This is a genomic window from Legionella steelei (genome assembly GCF_001468005.1).
Lineage (GTDB): Bacteria > Pseudomonadota > Gammaproteobacteria > Legionellales > Legionellaceae > Legionella > Legionella steelei.
The window spans coordinates 766,803-785,853 of record NZ_LNYY01000019.1 but is presented as its reverse complement, the minus strand read 5'-3'; the positions used below and the strand labels follow the sequence as shown (position 1 = coordinate 785,853).

Sequence of the window (19,051 nt, the reverse complement as noted above, 5' to 3'; positions counted from 1 at the left end):
TCAAAAATAGAAATTTCAGATAGCACTATGAGCGCATCATTTCTCTAGTATTGAGAACTTTAGAAGATAAAAATACCTTATCTTTTATAGTTTAAGCAATTATGATATAAAACACGTGTTTAGTTACTGATCAATCTAAATGTTATTTTTCTTATGCGCAATTAAGGGATGAATTATGTCTAATCGAACAAAGCGTTTACAAAAATGCAATGAAAAAATTGATGCATTATTTCATGGAGTGGAATTAAATGCACAAATTAAAAGAGAGTTAGAAGCAGTTAAAGCGTATTACTACAACTTATATATTGAAGCAAACTATAAAGAAAATGAAGAAGCATGCATACAAACTTACGAACTTTTGGTTCATGGGCTCGAAGAGATAAAGAGTGGAACGGTAATACCTGGTGACGTATTAAAAGAAATGGCGGACATCAAATCTCTAAAAAAAACAGGAATCGTTCTTGAGAATATTTTCACTTCATTAGAGCTATTATTCTGGGCCGGGCTTGCATGTGCTTTTTTCTCCTATTGTGTTCTAATGGCCGCACCACTAGCAGCTGTTAATCCATTTTTTGCGCTTGGTATATTATCAATCGCTGGTTTAGCCGCTATATTCTCAGTGAGTAACTTTTTTGAGTGTGTTGATGAATTTAAATCGAGTGCTCCCGTCGAGGAAGAATTTAACCGAGAAAAAAGTTTAATCATGTTTTTTAAACCGGTTGCCGCTTCTTCTGAGAAACCATCTAAAGTATTTGAGGAGGACACCCAGCAACAAGGCGGGCTTTATCCTCAAATAGTAGGCATGACAAACTAATTCGAAAATACCTGGTTAAAGTAGTCTCGAAAGCAGGCAAAGACCTTATCCGGGGCAACCAGGTTTTCAGGTTATTAGAGTGAGCCTAAGAAAACGATTAATTTTTTTGTTTTTCGCTTCATTAATTCAACAAATAAGCTGCGATTCAAAAAACATATGATAAAATACCTCATTCGCCCGAACTCCTAATAAGAACTTTATGCTGGAAAGTGACCGCTTAATCAGTACTCAAAGTATTGCCTCAGAAGAGGCTATTGATCGTGCTATAAGACCTTTGAGTCTTAGTGAATATATAGGGCAGGATGCTGTAAGTTCGCAGATGCAGATTTTTATTGATGCGGCGAAAAAGCGAAAAGACGCGTTGGATCATGTCTTAATATTTGGTCCTCCTGGCCTTGGTAAAACGACTTTAGCAAATATTATTGCTCATGAAATGGGTGTTAATTTGCGTCAAACCTCCGGACCGGTAATTGAGCGTGCAGGTGATATTGCTGCAATACTCACCAATTTACAGACAAATGATGTTTTATTTATTGACGAAATTCATAGACTCAGTCCTGTAATCGAGGAAATACTCTATCCAGCAATGGAAGACTATAAACTGGATATCATGATCGGTGAGGGCCCGGCAGCACGATCTATTAAACTCGAATTACCTCCTTTTACCCTAATCGGAGCAACAACACGAGCAGGGTTACTCACCTCTCCTCTTAGAGATCGGTTTGGTATCGTACAACGTCTTGAATATTATTCTGTAGACTCATTAACACAAATTGTTACGCGTTCAGCACAATTACTTAATGTAACAACAAAACCTGAGGGAGCAAGAGAAATCGCCTTACGCTCCAGAGGCACCCCACGTATTGCGAATCGTTTACTACGACGTGTTAGAGATTATGCAGAGGTTAAGGGAAACGGTATCATTAGTGTTGATATTGCACAAAAGGCCTTGGAAATGTTGGAGGTGGATAAGCATGGTTTTGATCTCATGGATAGAAAGTTATTGTTAGCCGTGATTGAACAATTTAATGGTGGTCCTGTAGGTATTGATAGCATCGCGGCAGCAATTGGAGAAGAAAAAGGTACAATTGAAGATGTTTTAGAGCCATTTTTAATACAACAAGGATTCCTTATGCGCACGCCAAGAGGTAGAATAGCCACTCAAAGGGCCTATCAGCATTTTGGTTTAAACACAGTAGAGCAGGACTAATTTAATGGATGCCAAAACCACATATCAACATTCTTTTCGAGTGTATGCTGAAGACGTAGATTATATGGGAATTGTGTATCATGCGAATTATCTTTGTTATTTCGAACGAGCAAGGACTGAAATATTAAGAGAAAATAATTTAATTCTCTCTGATTTGACGAAAGAAGATACCCTTTTTGCAATATACGATGTACATATTCGTTATAAAGCACCTGCTCGATTGGATGATTTATTGACAGTGAGCACCCAACTACAGCAATTAGGGGCTTGTAGTTTTTTATTTGAACAAAGCATGCGCAATCAACACGGCAAAATAATTTGTGAGGCTAAAATTCAAGTGGTATGTGTGGATAGTGATTTAAAACCAAAACGATTTCCACACTAAATAAAAAAATTATCGTGGCATAGGTGAGTCGCTTCGGTGCAGCGATGCGGAACTCGGGAAATGAGCCTTATTCAAGTCCAGAATTCTGGGTTACGGCTTACGCCTTTACCTAGGCTACAAATATTGGCTACGAAAAAATAGATAAGATCTTGGTACTGGAGATAATATAGATGAGTAATCAAGCAAATGTATTAATGTACTTTATGCAAGCAGGTTTGGTTGTTAAATCAGTCATGATTTTACTAGCTGCTGCATCCATTACTTCTTGGACATTAATATTTCAACGAGCCTGGTTTTTTAACCGAAAAAAACAGCTTACCGAAGCGTTTAGTCGAAGATTTTGGGATAGTGGCGATTTAAGCAGACTTTATGCTGATATTGATAGTAATTTAAATGAGCGTCATGGCATGGCAGCCATTTTCCATTCAGGTTTTAAAGAATTTGTACGGACCAGAAAACAAGGTAATGTCATTATTGAGCCGATACAGCGAGTGATGCAAATTACTCATGCAAAAGAAGCAGAAAAACTAGAAAAGCATTTACCCTTTTTCGCTTCAGTAGGTTCTATCGCACCTTATGTAGGATTATTTGGCACGGTTTGGGGTATAATGACCTCTTTTCAGGCATTAGGCCATGCACAACAAGCGACTATTGCGATGGTGGCTCCGGGTATTTCAGAAGCACTAGTAGCTACAGCTTTAGGCTTATTTACAGCAATACCAGCGGTTATTGCATACAACCGCTATACAACACGTGCTAATGATTTATTAAATCGGTTTGATTTATTTCAGGAAGAATTAATATCGCTTATAGAACAACAAAACAGTGATACTGTAAGAGGGTAGAATTTGAAATGATCAGAGCAAAAACCAAGCGCGAACGTCCCATATCAGAAATTAATGTTGTGCCATATATCGATGTGATGTTGGTTTTACTTGTTATTTTTATGATCACGGCACCTATGCTGAGTCAGGGAGTTACGGTGGATCTGCCCAAAGCTGCAAGCCAGACTTTGGCACCTACAGATAGAGAGCCTATTATTGTTTCAGTAAATCAGCAAGGCACTTATTTCCTTAACATCAGTAGTACACCTGCTGAACCTATAGAGTCTCAAGCTTTAGTGGTTCGTGTTGCTGCAGAATTGGAATTAGCAAAGCAATCAAATCAAAAGCTTAATGTACTAGTAAAGGGAGATCAGGGGGTAGCATACGGAAAAGTCGTTCAGGCTATGGCCTTACTTAAACAAGCGGGCGCAGAGCAAGTCGGATTGTTGACTGATGATTCAGGGGCAGAAAAAACAGAGGGGCAAGCATGATAAGCAATCCTAGTTATCGTAAGGCCTTTTTTGCCGCGCTCGGTTTACACCTTTTTTTAATCGTGATGTTATTAACTGACAACTCAAGCCAACGACCTGTTTTAACAGCAGAAACTAAGAATACTCCAGGAGTCGATCAGCCCATTGCTGTAACGCCACAACCTGAAGTAGTGAAGGCAGTTAGTGTTGATAATAAGCAGGTAATGGAAACAGTTAATCGCTTAAAGCAAGAACGTGAGCAACAAAAACGAGCCGAAATCAATCGACAAAATGAACTTAAGCGACAAGCTGAAGCAGCTAAACAACAAAGAATAAAGGAACAACAACAAATTGCACGACTTAAAGAAGAAGCCAATAAAATAGCGATTGCACGTAAAAAGCAAGCAGAGGAAGAAAAGAAGCGACTCAAGAAACTTGCTGAGCAAAAAGCATTAGAAGCGAAGCGTGTTGAGGAATTAAAAAAGCAAAAAGAAGAATTGGTAAAAGAACAGAAATTAGAAGCTCAAAAACTTGCCGATTTGAATAAGAAAAAAATGGCAGAAAAAGCTCAAGCTGAGAAGGAAAAAGCTGAAAAGGAAAATGCCGAACTGGCAAAAAAAGCAGAAATGGAAAAGAAAAAACAAGCAGCGGCTGATGCAGCTGCCAAACAAGCACAAGCAGCGCAAAATGCTGAAAGACAAGCACGTATAGCTGGTGAAGTCGACAAATATAAAGCACTTATTGTAAATGCCATAGGTAGAAATTGGATATTGCCTGAAAACGTTGACAGCAGCTTATCGAGCCAATTCAGAATACGTCTTGCGCCTGATGGGACGGTAATGGAGGTTACTTTAACCCGTAGTAGTGGCGATCCATTACTTGACCGATCAGCACAAACAGCAATTCGTAAGGCGTCTCCGCTACCTGTACCTGCGAATGCAGAAACATTTAATCTGTTTCGCGATATAAGTTTAACCGTTCGACCAGAACAAGTGAGGGGGTAAAACTCGTGATTAACCGAATTATTACACTATGTTTATTACTTTTGACGCAGCAAGTTTTTGCTCTAGATTTGGAATTAACTCAAGGGATTAATTCAGCATTACCGATTGCAATTAATTCTTTTGGTTCAGATAGTGCTGCACAAGAAATCGGACAAGTTATTGAGAACGATTTAAATTTATCAGGACAGTTTCGCATCGTTTCAGGTCCTCAAGGCGCTAATTCGCAATCGGCGGTAAGTACGCTGAAACAATTGGGTGCAGACAGTGTTGTCACTGGTCGCGTAAGTCAGGTAGGAAATCATTACGAAGTAAGTTTTACCCTATCTGATGCGGTTGCTAATGGGGCAACTTTATTAACCAAAACGTTTCAAATTAGCGCGAATCAAATAAGGCCCTTGGCGCATCATATTAGTGATGAGGTATATCAAAAATTAACTGGAGAGAAGGGGATATTCTCTACGCGCATCGCTTATATTTCTGTGCAAAGAACTACAAGCAGTACTCATTACTCACTGGAAGTTGCTGATGCTGATGGACATAATCCTCAAAGTTTATTAGTCTCTTCTGAGCCTATTATGTCTCCAGCTTGGGCACCAAATGGTAAAAGCATTTCTTATGTTTCATTTGAGAAAAAAAGAGCACAAATATTTACTGTTTCAGTTGAAACGGGCCAAAGACGTTTAATTACTAGTTTCCCAGGAATCAACGGTGCTCCGGCATGGTCGCCTGATGGAAGGGAACTTGCTGTAGTATTATCTAAAAGTGGAACACCTAAAATCTATAATATAGACATCAATACAGGTACTATGAAGCAATTAACCTTTGGTGATGCTATTGATACGGAGCCACGTTATGCTCCAGATGGTAAAAGTATATTATTTACTTCGGGTAGAGGTGGATCGCCACAAATATATCGTTTGTCTTTAGCCAATGGCCAAGTATCGCGTCTAACTTTTGAAGGCAACTACAATGCGCGTGCATCTTATACTCCAGACATGAAAAATATTATTATGTTGCATCGAGATGACAGGCAATTTAACATAGGATTACAAAGTGCAAGCGGTGGTCCTGTTGTCAGCCTAACCTCCTCAGGTCGTGATGAGTCTCCATCTGTTGCACCAAATGGTCGTTTAATTCTTTATGCGACTCACAATCAAGATAAAGGTGTATTAGGTATCGTTTCCCTTGACGGTAGAATAAGAATGAGACTGCCTGCACGTGATGGAGATGTACAAGAGCCTGCGTGGTCTCCCTATTTAGGTTAATTATGTCACGAATTATATATGGACTTATTTTTTGCTTAGGCGCCTTAAACAGCTATGCATGGAATGCTGCAGGCCACAGGGTAGTGGCACAAATTGCCTATGATAACTTATCACCAAAAGCCAAGGAAATGTGCTTTAAATATCTACGTTCACGCACACATAATACGCCTAATTCAAGCTTTGTTAGTGCATCCACTTGGATGGATGAAATCAGGTGGAGGGAAGTGTATTGGTATGATGTAATGCATTATATTGATAAACCTTTTTCCAGCGACGGAACCGCTGTGCCTCCTGTTGAAAGTACCAATGCGATACGGACAATTAAGCAGGCGACTTCTGTACTTTCTTCTAAAAAGACATCTGCATCGGACAAAAAACTTGCGTTACGTATGTTGATTCATATAACAGGTGATATCCATCAACCATTACATGCAATCACTAGAGTGAGTGCTCAACATCCTAAGGGAGATTTAGGTGGTAATTTATTCTTTTTAGGAACAAATCCAGTAGGTAAAAATTTGCACCAATATTGGGATAATGGGGCTGGTTTCTTTCTTGGGCGATATGATGTAGCACGAGTGAAGAATACTGCCCAGCAATTGGAGCAAAAGTTACCTTGTTCGCATATTGAAGAACAAACAAGGCCTGCTAAATGGGCAAATATGTCCTATAAATTGGCTTTAAAAAATGTTTATCAAATGAACCCTAATGAAACACCCAGTGCTAAATATCAAGAAAATGCCCAGCTATTAGTGCAAAAACAAGCTACATATGCAGGATGTCGACTCGCTGTTTTACTGAATAAAATTGCACGGACATAGATTGACAAGCATTCACCACAGCTGTATTTGATACATGGCCGTTGCAAACAATCAGATTGATAAAGCGTTAATTTGCTATTAAATTACACAGATATCGTGTGTCATCATATAAATTATGTACTAATATTTATCCTTTAATATATTATGTCTAATAATTTGTACTCACTAACTGATTATTTGTAATCAATGACACCATTATTTCCGAAAAAAGGTCAACCCATTACCATCAAGCAGGGCAAGACTGGAGATTGCTTTCTCTTAAGTAGCTTAGATTGCATTTTTAATAATGAAACAGACGGGGTAGATGCTGTTCGTACGAAATTCAAACAAACAGAGGCTGGTATTACTCTCCACATTAAACGTACTGATGACAGTATGAAGTTGCATTCGGAAAAAATGAGTGGGAAATATACTTGCATTTACGATCCAGTCACTGACGAAGATGTTATTTTTATTGATAATAAAAAATTAAAAGAAATCGATGAGAGTAAAATCGGTGTCTCTTCCAATTCTCTCGCAGTCAAAATTTTAGAACGCATCAGCGCTTATTTTTACCAGATAGACTGGGAAGGAGAAAGCATTCGTGCGCATAACATTCACAATAAATTTCATAATAATCCCGCTGTTACACACAGAGACACCGAATTTTTAGGTAAGCTTTTAGGGATTTATGTAACGGGTTTTCGTGATCCAGATAAGCTTGTAAAGTTAAAAACAATAAACCCCAATGTTCCTATATTTATAGGAATGGATTTTGGGCGCATTGATGAGTTTGGTAAGAGGCATGGACGTCATGCATTGCGAGTCGAAAAAATTATCCCTTTGCAACAAGGCGATTTTGAAGTTACTCTAATCAATCCATGGAATAATCAAAAGCAAAGCACTTATCTGCTCTCTGATCTTAGACAAAGAAGATGTCACTTTGCAGTTTTTGATATGTCACGCCACAAAAAAACTCTATCAGAACTCTTGCTATTGTGTAAACGAGCCATTGGGCAATACATAATCAATAACAAGCAGTTGGCTTCTTTACTATGTACAATGAAAGAATGTGGTTTATTGAATCAAGATGTTGAAAAACATCCTATAAGCTCCTGTGTTGAGTTATATAAAAAAATTCCTGATCTGATTGCAAATTATGAGCGTCTTCCATATAGCAAGCGATATAACATGCTTATGTGTATTGCTCACTCTAAAGGAAGTGTGCGTTTATTTAATAAACTAATATGTGAATCATCGGAGATAGGTGTTTTAGCCGCAGTTCAGCCTTCAGGGCGTCGGTATCATAGTGTAAAAAAATTATTTGCTGATAAATCCGAATTATTGACAGCTCCTTGCGAACAGCAACGCTATAATGAGTTGTTAAAAACACTCAAAGAGAATTATGAACAAAAGCCCCCCTTAACTACGGCATTAGAAAATGTTGAAAAAAGAAAAGGTATCTACACTAAAATGGATTTAAAAAGGATTAATCAGCGTCTTGAACGACTGATTTTTTTTATGCACTGTCATACCTCTGCAAGAGGACGTTATAATAGTGGCTATAGTATCAACCAACAGCCACTATTTTGGGCTAACTCCGCTGAAAAATTGAATGCTCTGTTTCATAATCAAGAAAGGGAGCTCATACCTGGTTTACGATGCTTCTGATAGGCTATTTGACTCAATAGTAAGTGGCTTGTTCCCGCTAAGAGCTCTTGAAAAGATATGAAAGTATTCGTTTTTTCTTCTTTATTTACAATAAAAGCAATGTGTAAATATTGTGCTATATTTTAGAGGCAGTTCTCAAAAATAGGATTTTTTTATCCTCAATCTAAAAGGAATTATTAATATGAACAAATTATTTGCAAAGATTGGTATATTTAGCTTATTAATGAGTGTTTCGTTATTTGGCTGGACAGGACCATGTAAAGCTATTGCAATCTCCTGTATGCAAAACGGATACTTTAAAGGTGGACAAGGTGCGGGTAAGGAATTAGTCAAAGACTGTGTTTTACCTGTAGCAATGGGACAAAAAAAATTACCTAATACCAATTTTAGTCCAGAGCAATTGCAACAGTGTAAAATGAAAATGGCTGAAAAAGTAAAAGGTAAAATACAACAAAAAATGCAACAATAATATGCTTTTTCTTTGATAGACATTGTTAATTGTAGCCCGGGTGAGGCATAGCCGTAACCCGGGATTGAACTATGATTTAAGCTTGGATCCCTGGTCCTCTACACGTCACCCAGGTTGCATCCATCAAGAGAAAGAATTTACTATTCCTTCTGCAGGGACTCCATTACTGCACCTAAGAAACGAGTTGCCTCGCCTCCAGTAACTGCTCTATGATCAAAACTCAATGACAAAGGCAGCATATTATGCGCTTCTATGGCTCCTGAGTTATTCACAACAGCACCTTGATAGAGTCGGCCTACAGCTAGAATGGCAACCATCGGTGGAACAATAATTGGGCTTGCAAAACGGCCAGCGAATTTTCCAAAATTGGAAAGAGTTATCGTTGCACCTTTCAATTTATCTGCAGTAATCTCTCGATTGCTCACCGATTTTTTAAAGTCATTAATCATTTTCCGCAGATCAGCATCGGAAAGTGTTCCTGCATTATGAATTACAGGCACAAACAATCCTTCTTCATTATCCATAGCCAATCCAAGATGTACCTGCTCAAAACATTGACGTGCACTATGTTTGGTATCGAACCATGCATTGAGTGCTGGTTCTTTTTTAGCAGCATAGGTGATTGCTCTAATTAAGCGAACTGTAATATCAGTACCTGGTTTCCACGCACTAATATCTGCTTCATCAAAAATACTTACAGGAACTACTTCTGTATGAGATTGAATCATACTATTGAGCATTGCTCGTCTAACTCCGCGTAGCGGCTCAAAACCAGCAGGAACTTCAGCGTTTTTATCTGCTTGTGTCTGAACATCATCCCGCGTAATAACACCAAACTCTCCAGTTCCTTTAACTGTAGATAAATCAATGCCTAACTTTTTAGCAAGCATTTTCACTGCGGGAGTTGCTTTAATTCGATTTTTAGAGTGTTGGACACCAACAGTAAAATTATCTTCAAAGATTTCGTTACTTTCTTCTAAGTTACCAACTACTGTTCCTTTATCTGCTGGTTTAGCACTGGTTGATTCAAAAGCTACCAAAGGTTCTCCTGTTTTAATTACATCACCAGGTTTCCCATATAATTTGCTAATCGTTCCAGACTGAGGACAAGGTACATCCACTACAGCTTTTGCAGTTTCCATAGAAGCTAACGGTTGATCTGCCACCACAGTATCGCCTTCTTTGACGAACCATTCATGTATCTCAGCATCTGGTAGGCCTTCACCCAAATCAGGTAGATTGAAAATATTCATTATTACTCCATTATGCTCATAACGCTGTTTTTAATACGTGTAACACTGGGGATGTATTGCTTTTCCAGTTGGAAATAGGGCATTACAGTGTCATATCCAGTTACTCGTTGGACCGGAGCCATTAAATCAGCCATAGAATGTTCCATAATCTGTGCTGAAATTTCAGCGCCAACCCCACAAGTTTTTGCTCCCTCATGAACGATAACACAACGTCCAGTTTTTTCTACCGAAGCTAGAATTGTTTCTATATCCAGTGGTTTGATGGTTGCAACATCAATGATTTCACAAGAAATTCCTTCGCTGCTTAATTGTTTTGCTGCCTGTTGGGTCTCATGCATGCTAGCGCCCCAGCTTATTAAAGTGACGTCATCACCTTGCTGTAAAGTAAAGCATTTACCGATAGGAAGTGCTTCACCATTATCCTCTACGGGTTGCTTGACCAAACGATAAATTCGTTTGGGTTCAAGAAAAATCACGGGATCAGGATTACGCATAGCGGCTAAAAGCAAGCCATAGGCTCGTTTGGGTGAAGAGGGGATTACTACTTGTAATCCAGGAATATGAGCAAATAATGCTTCTGTACTTTCTGAATGATGTTCAGGAGCGCGGATACCTCCGCCAAAAGGAGCTCGAAAAACGAGAGGACAATGTAACCGTCCACGCGTTCTATTGCGCATACGAGCAGCATGAGAAATAATTTGGTTCATAGCAGGATAAATAAATCCCATAAACTGAAATTCAGCGACAGGTTTTAGCCCCTGAATTGACATTCCAATCGCCAATCCAGCAATCATGGATTCTGCTAGAGGAGTATCAAATACTCTTTTTTCACCAAAGCGCTCTTGCAATCCTACTGTGGCACGGAATACACCGCCGTTTTTGCCAACATCTTCTCCAAAAACAACAACATTTTCATCATGAGCTAACTCATAAGCCAAAGCCTGAGTTACTGCCTCAATCAACGTAATATCAGGCATTAGATGCTTCCTCCATAGCTATTGCGCGTTGTTCTACTAAATACTCAGGTAATTCAGCGTAATGATAATCAAAAATACTGCTGATAGGCTGTGTTTTCATACTTAAGTATTCATCGACTGCTTTTTCTACTTCCTCAGCACAGTGGATTACTAAATGTTCTTCGTCTTGTGCACTCCAGATTTTTTGTTCTACGAGAAACTCTTTAAAACGTGATATGGGTTCCTTAGGTTTGGCTTGTTCAACTTCCGAACCAGGTTGATAACGAGTGGCATCATCAGCCGTTGTGTGATCAGATAAACGATAAGATAAAGCCTCAATTAAAGTAGGGCCTTCACCACGTCGCGCTTTTTCAATCGCATCGCCGATAACTTGTCTTGTTGCCAATATGTCATTGCCATCGATTTGTATGCCCTCAAAACCAGCAGCTATTGCTTTTTGTGCAATCGTTTTTGAGCCCGTCTGTTGGTTTCTAGGTACTGAAATTGCCCATTGATTATTATTCACTACAAAAACAACAGGTAAATTCCAAGTACCTGCGACATTCATTGCTTCATAGAAGTCGCCTTCAGAGGTTCCTCCCTCACCAAGACAAACTACGGCAACACGTGGTTGTTTACGATATTGGAAAGCAAATGCAATACCTGTTGCATGCAAACATTGAGAGGCAATAGGAACACATATGGGTAAGTCTTCTGCATTAGAGGAGAACTGACTGCCACGTTCATCACCACCCCAGAAAGCTAAAATTTCAGACATTTTCACGCCGCGTTGAAACTGAGCTGCATAATCACGGTAATAAGGAATCAGTACATCTTCGGTACGCATCGCATGTCCAATAGCCGTAGAAATTGCTTCTTGTCCGTTAATAGGAGCATAAGTTCCCATTTTACCAGTTCTTTGCAAAGCAATAGCTTTTTTATCAAAGGTACGGGTCAGAACCATGGTTTTATAAAGTTCTTTTAGCGCCGAATGATCATGGGCAAAAGTGGGCAGTTGGCCAACTAATTTTCCATGTTCATTTAAAAATTGAATATAAGTAATATCAAATTGAGCAACTGTTGCCATATGTGGCTCCTTGTCAATAAAGCGTTTGCATAGCATACTCACAAATTAATTCAAAAACCAGAGTATTAGTGTTGATTTCGTGTTATCAGAGTTAGCCTGGATGCAACACTGCGAATCTGGAAATTATTAAATATTGATATCCTGGGTTCGCAGTGTTGCATCAGGTTACATAAAAGTAAGTTCTTAATAATTAATTACCTATGAGGTTTATTTTGAGTCAGTTTGTACTACATTCATTGGACTATCATTATGCGCTACACGATTATTACCAAAAATTAAGGCATTTACCTGGTTTTGCTCTTTTAGAAAGTACTGACCGAACTCATGGGCGCTACGATATTCTTAGTGCTTATCCTTATGATTTTATCCAAATCGATCAAAATGCTTCTGATTTATCACAATCATTGAAAAAAATAAGTCAAATTTTATCTCCTATACCCTCGGTGACGGATCTCCCTTTTCAGGGAGGAGCCCTGGGATATGTAGCCTATGATCTTGGAGCAAAGTTGCTCGGTATTAATGCTAATATACAACCCACATTAGAGAATATGCCTTTATTAAATTTGGGTTTATATGATTGGGCCATTATTGTTGACCACTATAAAAAGGCCATCACATTATTTGCTGCCAATACACATCAATCAACGCCTAGAATAGTTGATGAAGTACTTGAATTATGGAATAACCCCATTCGTCAACCTGGTGTAGCAACAATTAGAAGCAATTTTACTCCTTTGATGACTAAAGAGGATTACCTTGAGGCATTCTCCTCTGTTTATCAATCGTTGAAAGACGGAAGAAGCTATCAAGTTAATCTGACACAAGCATTTCATGCCGCCTATGAGGGAGACAGCTGGGCTTTTTATGAAAGAATTTGTTTGAAAAACCCTGTTCCATTTGCTGCTTTTTTGAGAACAGAACATGCTGATATTTTAAGTTTCTCACCAGAACGATTTCTGCTTCATGAAATGGGTAAAGTAGTGACGTCTCCTATTAAAGGAACAATAGGACGATCTCATGATCTTGTTGAAGATGGTCATTTAAAAAATAAATTAATTTCTTGTGAAAAAAATCGCGCCGAGAATGTCATGATCGTTGATTTATTAAGAAATGATCTAGGTAAAATTGCTCAGCCCGGCTCGGTGCATGTTACTAATTTATGTGAAGTACAAAGTTATAATTCAGTACATCATTTAGTAAGTACGATTGAAGCGCAATGCATGCCCCAAATTTCGCCTTTTGAAGCATTTGTATCTTGCTTTCCTGGGGGGTCTATTACAGGCGCGCCAAAAATTGAAGCCATGCGAATTATTCAAGAGCAAGAGTCTTACGCCCGAGGGATTTATTGCGGGTCCATAGGCTATTTTTCACGACATGGCCGTTTTGATACTAATATTGCCATTCGTACAATCACCGCCAAAGAAAATATTTTACATTTAGCTGCTGGTGGTGGAATAGTTATTGACTCAGACAGTGAAGATGAATATCGTGAATGTTTCATCAAAATAGCAGCGGTTATTAATGGACTTAAATGAACTTAAAGGGAAAAGAATTGTGCATTCTGCAGTGGTTGTTCTGTATGAGCAATTATCTGACTCGTTAATTTTGACAAAACGCAGTGACCAATTGCGGGCGCATCCTGGTGAAATTTGTTTCCCAGGTGGTTCATGGGAAGAGGGGGACGAGAATTATTATGCGACTGCGCTCCGAGAGCTACAAGAAGAGTTAGGGATTGACTCAGACCGCGTTACGTTGATCAAAGAATTAAACGCACAAAGAACGTTGTTAGGAAGTATTATTCATCCTTGGTATGCGAGTGTTGAGTCTGTTCAACCTTATCAGTTAAATCAGCAGGAAGTAGTTCGCCTCATATCCATTCCAATGACATTAGTTCAAGATGCAAAAAATTATAAAGATTATATATTTGATCGAGAAGGACGTCGTTATGTCACCTGTGAATTTACTGCAAATGAAGATTGGGTTTGGGGGGCAACGGCTCACATAATGAAGCAGTTAGTATTAAAGTAGCCTGGATTACACTGTGCTAATCCGGGCTACACTAAAGATTTTATATGGTAACAGCAGGTTTTTTCTCAGGGAGGCTCGGAGAGGCCGCATGAGTATCTTTAAGGGCTCGACGCAGAATCTTCCCTACGTTTGTTTTGGGGAGCTCAGAGTAAAACTCAACTATTTTGGGAACTTTATAAGCAGTTAAATGCTCTCGACAATAAGCAATGATTTGTTCTGCAGTTAAATCAGGATCTTTTTTCACGATACAGGCTTTAACACGCTCACCGGACTCCTTATCAACAACACCAACAACCCCAACCTCTAAAACACCAGGATGCATTGAGATAACTTGTTCTACTTCATTTGGATAAACATTAAAACCAGAGACAAGTAGCATATCTTTTTTGCGATCGACCAAATAAATAAAACCTTCTTCATCCATTTTGCCAATGTCACCTGTTTTTAAATAGCCATTTTTAGTAAACACCATAGCGGTTTCATCGGGTCGTTTCCAATATCCCGGAGTTACCTGAGGACCTTTAATACATATTTCCCCGCTTGTTCCTACCGGCACTTCATGCTCATCATCATCGAGGATAATCACATCGGTGGAAGGAACTGGTAATCCTACGCTTCCATTATATTCAGTAAGATTCATAGGATTCATAATGGCAGCAGGACTGGTTTCTGTTAAACCATAAGCTTCTAATACAGGCGTCTTGGTTGTTTCCAGCCACTTAAGTGCTACACTTTTTTGTAATGCCATCCCGCCAGCAAGTGAAATTTTTAGTTTACTGAAATCGACTTCTTTAAATTTAGGATGGTTTAATAAAGCATTAAATAAGGTATTAACACCGGTAATTGCTGAAAAATGCCCATTTTTGATTTCTTTAATAAAGTGTCCTACATCACGGGGATTTGTAATAAGAATGTTCTTTGCACCCAGTTTTAAAAAAGTTAAACAATTGGCCGTAAGGGAGAAAACGTGATACAGCGGAATCGCTGTAACAATGATTTCATCACCATCTAAACCTATAGGTGTAATCCATGCTTCGGCTTGCAGGACATTAGAGACCATATTGCCATGAGTTAAAATCGCACCTTTTGCCACACCGGTTGTTCCTCCGGTATATTGCAAAAATGCAATGTCATTATGACCTAACTCTACGTGATGTAATGGCGCCTGTTTTCCTTCAAGCAATGCATAATTAAATGCTACTGCGTGAGGAATCTCATAAGCAGGTATCATTTTTTTAATGTATTTAACTACTGCATTGACAATAATACGCTTCGGCGTTGGAAACAAATCGGCTATTTCAGTGACAATGACATGTTTTAATGCTGGAATGGCGCTTAGTGCCTTTTCAACGGTTTTTGCAAAATTTGCAAGAACAATGATTACTTCAGCGCCTGAGTCATTCATCTGGTGAATCAGTTCGTCTGTAGTGTACAGTGGGTTGGTATTAACAACTACATAACCTGCACGTAAGATAGCAAACAAAGCTACTGGATATTGAAGAACGTTAGGGAGCATGATTGCTACGCGTGCGCCTTTATCCAATTTAAGTTGTTGAAGGTACGCAGCCAAATCCCTGCTTAACTCATCCAGTTCACTAAAAGTAATACCGCTCCCCAAATTGATATATGAGGTTTTTTTAGCATAACGCGTGCATGATTCTTTAAACAAATCTACGAGGGAAGAATATTGACTCGAGTCAATTTCGTGCGGAACTCCTTTCTGATATTGTTCAAACCACCGTTTATCCACCTTAATATCCTTCTGTTATTGGTTTTCACATGTTAGTATAAACAAAAATATTCGTTATGGATATCATACTCATGAGTGAACATACAACACAAACTCAAGCATTTAAACTGAAGGGCCGTCTTTATACGTTTACTGTATTGCATGTATTAAATACAGACCCTAATATTTTTTCGCAGCAGCTGGTTGACACTGTTGCCAAAGCCCCCAAATTATTTGAACATACCCCTGTTGTTTTTGATTTGTCTTCGGTACAACAATTGGAATTTGATTTACCGTCTTTGCTCCAAACCGCGCGCACACATGGGATGATTCCTGTTGCCATTCAAGGAGGAAGTGTCGTACATAATACATTAGCTCAATGCCATGGGTTAGCAGTCTTACATGCATCGTCGACTCAAGATAAGCCTATTATTGAGCGACCAATTGAAAATAATCATCATGAATCAACAAAAACAATAACAAAATTAATTACCACGCCAGTTCGTTCAGGACAGCAAGTAGTCGCAAAGGGTTCCGATCTGGTGATTGCCTCTTCAGTCAGCCATGGTGCTGAATTGTTAGCTGATGGTTGCATTCATGTTTATGGTGCTTTAAGAGGCAGAGCTTTAGCGGGGATCTCAGGTGATAAAGAGGCGAGAATTTTTTGTCAATCACTTGAGGCTGAGTTAGTATCAATTGCTGGATATTATCGCTTAAGCGATGCCATTGAACCTTATAATGGACCGTGCCAAATTTATTTAATGGATGATCACATACATATTGAGCCTTTATGATAGAAGCTGTTTTTATTTCTGATCTTCATTTGCATCCAGAAGAGCAGGCCATTCAGGAACGTTTTAATCAATTTCTTGAATGGGCAAAGATTTCAGTTAAAAATGTTTATATTCTCGGTGACTTTTTTCATGCTTGGGCGGGAGATGATACCACTGATGAATGGAGCCGAGGTATTGCACAGCAGCTATTTTCTTTAAAAAAACAAGGAATTAATATATTTTATATGCATGGAAACCGTGATTTTTTATTGGGGAAAGCTTTTGCAAAACTAGCTGGATGGACAATTTTGCCTGAACCGACTGTAATCCAATTAGGCCAGGAAAAAATACTCTTAGTACATGGGGATCGATATTGTACTAAAGACTTGGCGCATCAACGTTTTCGACTGATAACTCGAAACAGAATATTTCCTGTCTTATTTTTAAGTTTAACAAGAAAATATCGTGAGCGCTTAGTGAAGCAAATACGTTACCGTAGCCAGATGAATCAAAACAAACCTTTGGATGAAATGGATGTGGTTGCAACTGAGGTAATTAAGCACATGTTGCATTATCAAGTGACCCAATTAATTCATGGCCATACCCATAAACCTGGCATAATTTCTTATCAAAATAATTCGCAAGAATTAAAACGGTATGTCCTCAGTGACTGGGATGACAAACCCCAGCTGTTGTGTTATCATAATACAAAAGGGTTCTATTTTGCCCGCCCTTGATTTTGGAGTGATCTGATATGTCGACTGAATTTGATAAACGAAGGGATGAAGCGAATAAAAGCTCCGTAGAGGGAGTGGAGAAACTCCGTAAAGATCAACGCGATAAAGATTGGCAATCAGGTCTTGAGACTGCGCAAATGGCGCAGCGACAAAAGTGGGCCAAGTTTATGGACGACTTGAGAAACAAGCATAAACTCAAAAATCGAAGAGAGGGCGGGCCAGAAACTTATTGGCAAGAAGTCGATCAATTGGCTGACAGTATGATTAACTCAGAGCAAAATGCCTTCAACGATTGGCGTTCTAACATGATGTCCTTGCTGAACATGTTAACAAAGCTTAATAAAGCAATAAACATATCTGTTGATCAAGTTGGCGGCGAGCTAGTGGACTATGTGAAAACAAAAACTAAAAATGTTCCTTATATTGGCGCTATATTTCATCCTAACGAAAGGATCTATCAGTCGATTAAAGCAGCGATAATGCATAAGCTTATTAAAGGTGTCGGTGATATTGCTTCCCCTGTTTTAGATCATAAGGTTACGTTTAAAGATGGAAAAGTTCATATCGCTGACTTAACTCGTGCTGATACTGGGGCTTCCTTAGGTGATAAGAAAACTGCAGATGGAAGGCTTGTAAAAGAACAAAATGAAGCAAATAAAGCATTTAAGGTATTTGTTGACCTTTGGTTAGAAGAAAATGGTTATGAACCTATCCTCAATCCTCCAGGGACTCCTCGTGGGACTCCAGTAGCATATAAAAATAAGACAACTGGTGCATTATTAGATGAAGATGTGTTTAATGATTTAAACAACGATCCTAATACTAGCTTTTCTTCATTCTTAAAAGCAAACGCCAAATTGAAATATGGTGAGCAACAAGAGCCAGAGCAAAATAGTACGCCCACACCTACATAATGACTCATTGAAGCTGCGGTATTCCGCTATGAAAGCGAAATACCGAGTCAGTTGCTAAAATAAAATCATTTTCTAAAGATAAAAACAATTTTAAACGCTGTTCTATATCACCACCGTATAATTTTGCAAGTCTCAAATAATTCTCAAAATGACGCGCCTCGGATTTAATTAAAGTTCTGTAAAATTTGATTAAATCTTGATCCTCTAGATAAGGAATGATTGCGTAAAAACGCTCACAGGAACGGGCTTCAATAATGGCACCAATGATCAGTTGATCACTTAGACGCTGAGGTACATCCTTATTCGTAACCAGTTTATGCATTTGTGTCGCATAGCCTGAGGGTTGTAGCGGACAAAATTCGATCCCTTTTTGGGTCATAAAATGAATGACTTTTTCAAAATGCAGTAACTCTTCACGAGCTAAAGGAGACATTACGTCAACAAGTTCTCTTTTTTCTGGATATTTGCTCATAAAGTTAATTGCAGTCGCTGCAGCTTTGCGCTCACAATGGGCATGGTCAATTAATAGTAAAGGAATATGATTTGCTGCGTAATCTAACCATGCTTGGGGTGTTTTTACCTGAAGAAAGTTATTTAATAATTGTAAATCATTATCTAATCGTTTTAACATCTGCGGGATACACACTATACTTAATTAAAAT

General features: G+C 38.7%; 20 protein-coding genes. 15 read left to right on the top strand and 5 right to left on the bottom strand.

Annotation, left to right across the window (positions count from 1 at the left end; genetic code table 11):
* Window positions 1-175 precede the first annotated feature (175 nt).
* The 10 genes from Lste_RS07645 to Lste_RS07600 all read left to right on the top strand — a co-directional run bounded on the left by Lste_RS07645 (window position 176) and on the right by Lste_RS07600 (window position 8,912).
* A complete protein-coding gene (locus tag Lste_RS07645; RefSeq protein ID WP_058510454.1) occupies window positions 176-814 on the top strand; it encodes a DUF5638 domain-containing protein in 639 nt (212 codons plus the stop codon).
* 199 nt (window positions 815-1,013) lie between these two features.
* Window positions 1,014-2,024 carry a Holliday junction branch migration DNA helicase RuvB gene (gene ruvB / locus Lste_RS07640; RefSeq protein ID WP_058510453.1) on the top strand — a complete coding sequence of 337 codons (1,011 nt, stop codon included), beginning with the start codon at window positions 1,014-1,016 and terminating at the stop codon, window positions 2,022-2,024.
* A gap of 4 nt (window positions 2,025-2,028) precedes the next feature.
* Window positions 2,029-2,409 (top strand): YbgC/FadM family acyl-CoA thioesterase, encoded by a 381-nt coding sequence (locus tag Lste_RS07635; RefSeq protein WP_058510452.1) that lies wholly within the window; start codon window positions 2,029-2,031, stop codon window positions 2,407-2,409.
* Between the two features lie 170 nt (window positions 2,410-2,579).
* Window positions 2,580-3,254 carry a protein TolQ gene (gene tolQ, locus Lste_RS07630; protein WP_058510451.1) on the top strand — a complete coding sequence of 225 codons (675 nt, stop codon included), beginning with the start codon at window positions 2,580-2,582 and terminating at the stop codon, window positions 3,252-3,254.
* Between the two features lie 8 nt (window positions 3,255-3,262).
* Window positions 3,263-3,724: a protein TolR gene (tolR, locus tag Lste_RS07625; protein WP_058510450.1), complete on the top strand. Its 462-nt coding sequence runs from the start codon at window positions 3,263-3,265 to the stop codon at window positions 3,722-3,724.
* Complete coding sequence (gene tolA / locus Lste_RS07620; RefSeq protein WP_058510449.1) at window positions 3,721-4,707, top strand: cell envelope integrity protein TolA; 987 nt, start codon at window positions 3,721-3,723, stop codon at window positions 4,705-4,707. The genes tolR and tolA overlap by 4 nt, the downstream gene beginning before the upstream one ends.
* Before the next feature lie 5 nt (window positions 4,708-4,712).
* The gene (tolB, locus tag Lste_RS07615; RefSeq protein WP_058510448.1) at window positions 4,713-5,972 is read left to right on the top strand and encodes a Tol-Pal system beta propeller repeat protein TolB; all 1,260 of its coding nucleotides are present in this window, start codon (window positions 4,713-4,715) and stop codon (window positions 5,970-5,972) included.
* Between the two features lie 2 nt (window positions 5,973-5,974).
* The gene (locus Lste_RS07610; RefSeq protein ID WP_058510447.1) at window positions 5,975-6,793 is read left to right on the top strand and encodes a S1/P1 nuclease; all 819 of its coding nucleotides are present in this window, start codon (window positions 5,975-5,977) and stop codon (window positions 6,791-6,793) included.
* Between the two features lie 186 nt (window positions 6,794-6,979).
* A complete protein-coding gene (locus Lste_RS07605) occupies window positions 6,980-8,443 on the top strand; it encodes a hypothetical protein (protein WP_058510446.1) in 1,464 nt (487 codons plus the stop codon).
* A gap of 181 nt (window positions 8,444-8,624) precedes the next feature.
* The gene (locus Lste_RS07600; RefSeq protein ID WP_058510445.1) at window positions 8,625-8,912 is read left to right on the top strand and encodes a hypothetical protein; all 288 of its coding nucleotides are present in this window, start codon (window positions 8,625-8,627) and stop codon (window positions 8,910-8,912) included.
* 140 nt (window positions 8,913-9,052) lie between these two features.
* Here Lste_RS07600 and Lste_RS07595 read toward each other — a convergent pair whose 3' ends face one another.
* The 3 genes from Lste_RS07595 to pdhA are packed head-to-tail and all read right to left on the bottom strand — an operon-like array spanning window position 9,053 to window position 12,208.
* Window positions 9,053-10,165 carry a dihydrolipoamide acetyltransferase family protein gene (locus Lste_RS07595; RefSeq protein ID WP_058510444.1) on the bottom strand — a complete coding sequence of 371 codons (1,113 nt, stop codon included), beginning with the start codon at window positions 10,163-10,165 and terminating at the stop codon, window positions 9,053-9,055.
* A 2-nt stretch (window positions 10,166-10,167) separates the two neighbouring features.
* Window positions 10,168-11,142: an alpha-ketoacid dehydrogenase subunit beta gene (locus Lste_RS07590; protein ID WP_058510443.1), complete on the bottom strand. Its 975-nt coding sequence runs from the start codon at window positions 11,140-11,142 to the stop codon at window positions 10,168-10,170.
* On the bottom strand, window positions 11,135-12,208 hold the full coding sequence (gene pdhA, locus Lste_RS07585) for a pyruvate dehydrogenase (acetyl-transferring) E1 component subunit alpha (protein ID WP_058510442.1): 1,074 nt from the start codon (window positions 12,206-12,208) through the stop codon (window positions 11,135-11,137). Before pdhA ends, Lste_RS07590 begins: the two co-directional genes overlap by 8 nt.
* 212 nt (window positions 12,209-12,420) lie before the next feature.
* Between pdhA and pabB the strand changes: the two genes are divergently transcribed.
* Both pabB and Lste_RS07575 read left to right on the top strand, forming a co-directional pair.
* Window positions 12,421-13,743, top strand: a complete 1,323-nt coding sequence (gene pabB, locus Lste_RS07580; RefSeq protein ID WP_058510441.1) for an aminodeoxychorismate synthase component I — start codon at window positions 12,421-12,423, stop codon at window positions 13,741-13,743.
* A complete protein-coding gene (locus Lste_RS07575; protein WP_058510440.1) occupies window positions 13,730-14,236 on the top strand; it encodes an NUDIX hydrolase in 507 nt (168 codons plus the stop codon). The genes pabB and Lste_RS07575 overlap by 14 nt, the downstream gene beginning before the upstream one ends.
* Window positions 14,237-14,276: 40 nt before the next feature.
* Here Lste_RS07575 and Lste_RS07570 read toward each other — a convergent pair whose 3' ends face one another.
* On the bottom strand, window positions 14,277-15,986 hold the full coding sequence (locus Lste_RS07570) for an AMP-binding protein (protein ID WP_058510439.1): 1,710 nt from the start codon (window positions 15,984-15,986) through the stop codon (window positions 14,277-14,279).
* Between the two features lie 71 nt (window positions 15,987-16,057).
* Between Lste_RS07570 and minC the strand changes: the two genes are divergently transcribed.
* Genes minC through Lste_RS07555 form a run of 3 tightly spaced genes read left to right on the top strand, consistent with a single transcriptional unit; the run spans window position 16,058 to window position 18,389 of the window.
* Window positions 16,058-16,759: a septum site-determining protein MinC gene (gene minC, locus Lste_RS07565; protein WP_058510438.1), complete on the top strand. Its 702-nt coding sequence runs from the start codon at window positions 16,058-16,060 to the stop codon at window positions 16,757-16,759.
* A complete protein-coding gene (locus Lste_RS07560) occupies window positions 16,756-17,475 on the top strand; it encodes a UDP-2,3-diacylglucosamine diphosphatase (protein ID WP_058510437.1) in 720 nt (239 codons plus the stop codon). Before minC ends, Lste_RS07560 begins: the two co-directional genes overlap by 4 nt.
* Before the next feature lie 17 nt (window positions 17,476-17,492).
* The gene (locus tag Lste_RS07555) at window positions 17,493-18,389 is read left to right on the top strand and encodes a hypothetical protein (RefSeq protein WP_058510436.1); all 897 of its coding nucleotides are present in this window, start codon (window positions 17,493-17,495) and stop codon (window positions 18,387-18,389) included.
* Between the two features lie 4 nt (window positions 18,390-18,393).
* On the opposite strand, the gene Lste_RS07550 is transcribed toward Lste_RS07555, so the two are convergent.
* Window positions 18,394-19,020 (bottom strand): MiaE family protein, encoded by a 627-nt coding sequence (locus tag Lste_RS07550; RefSeq protein ID WP_058510435.1) that lies wholly within the window; start codon window positions 19,018-19,020, stop codon window positions 18,394-18,396.
* Window positions 19,021-19,051 lie beyond the last annotated feature (31 nt).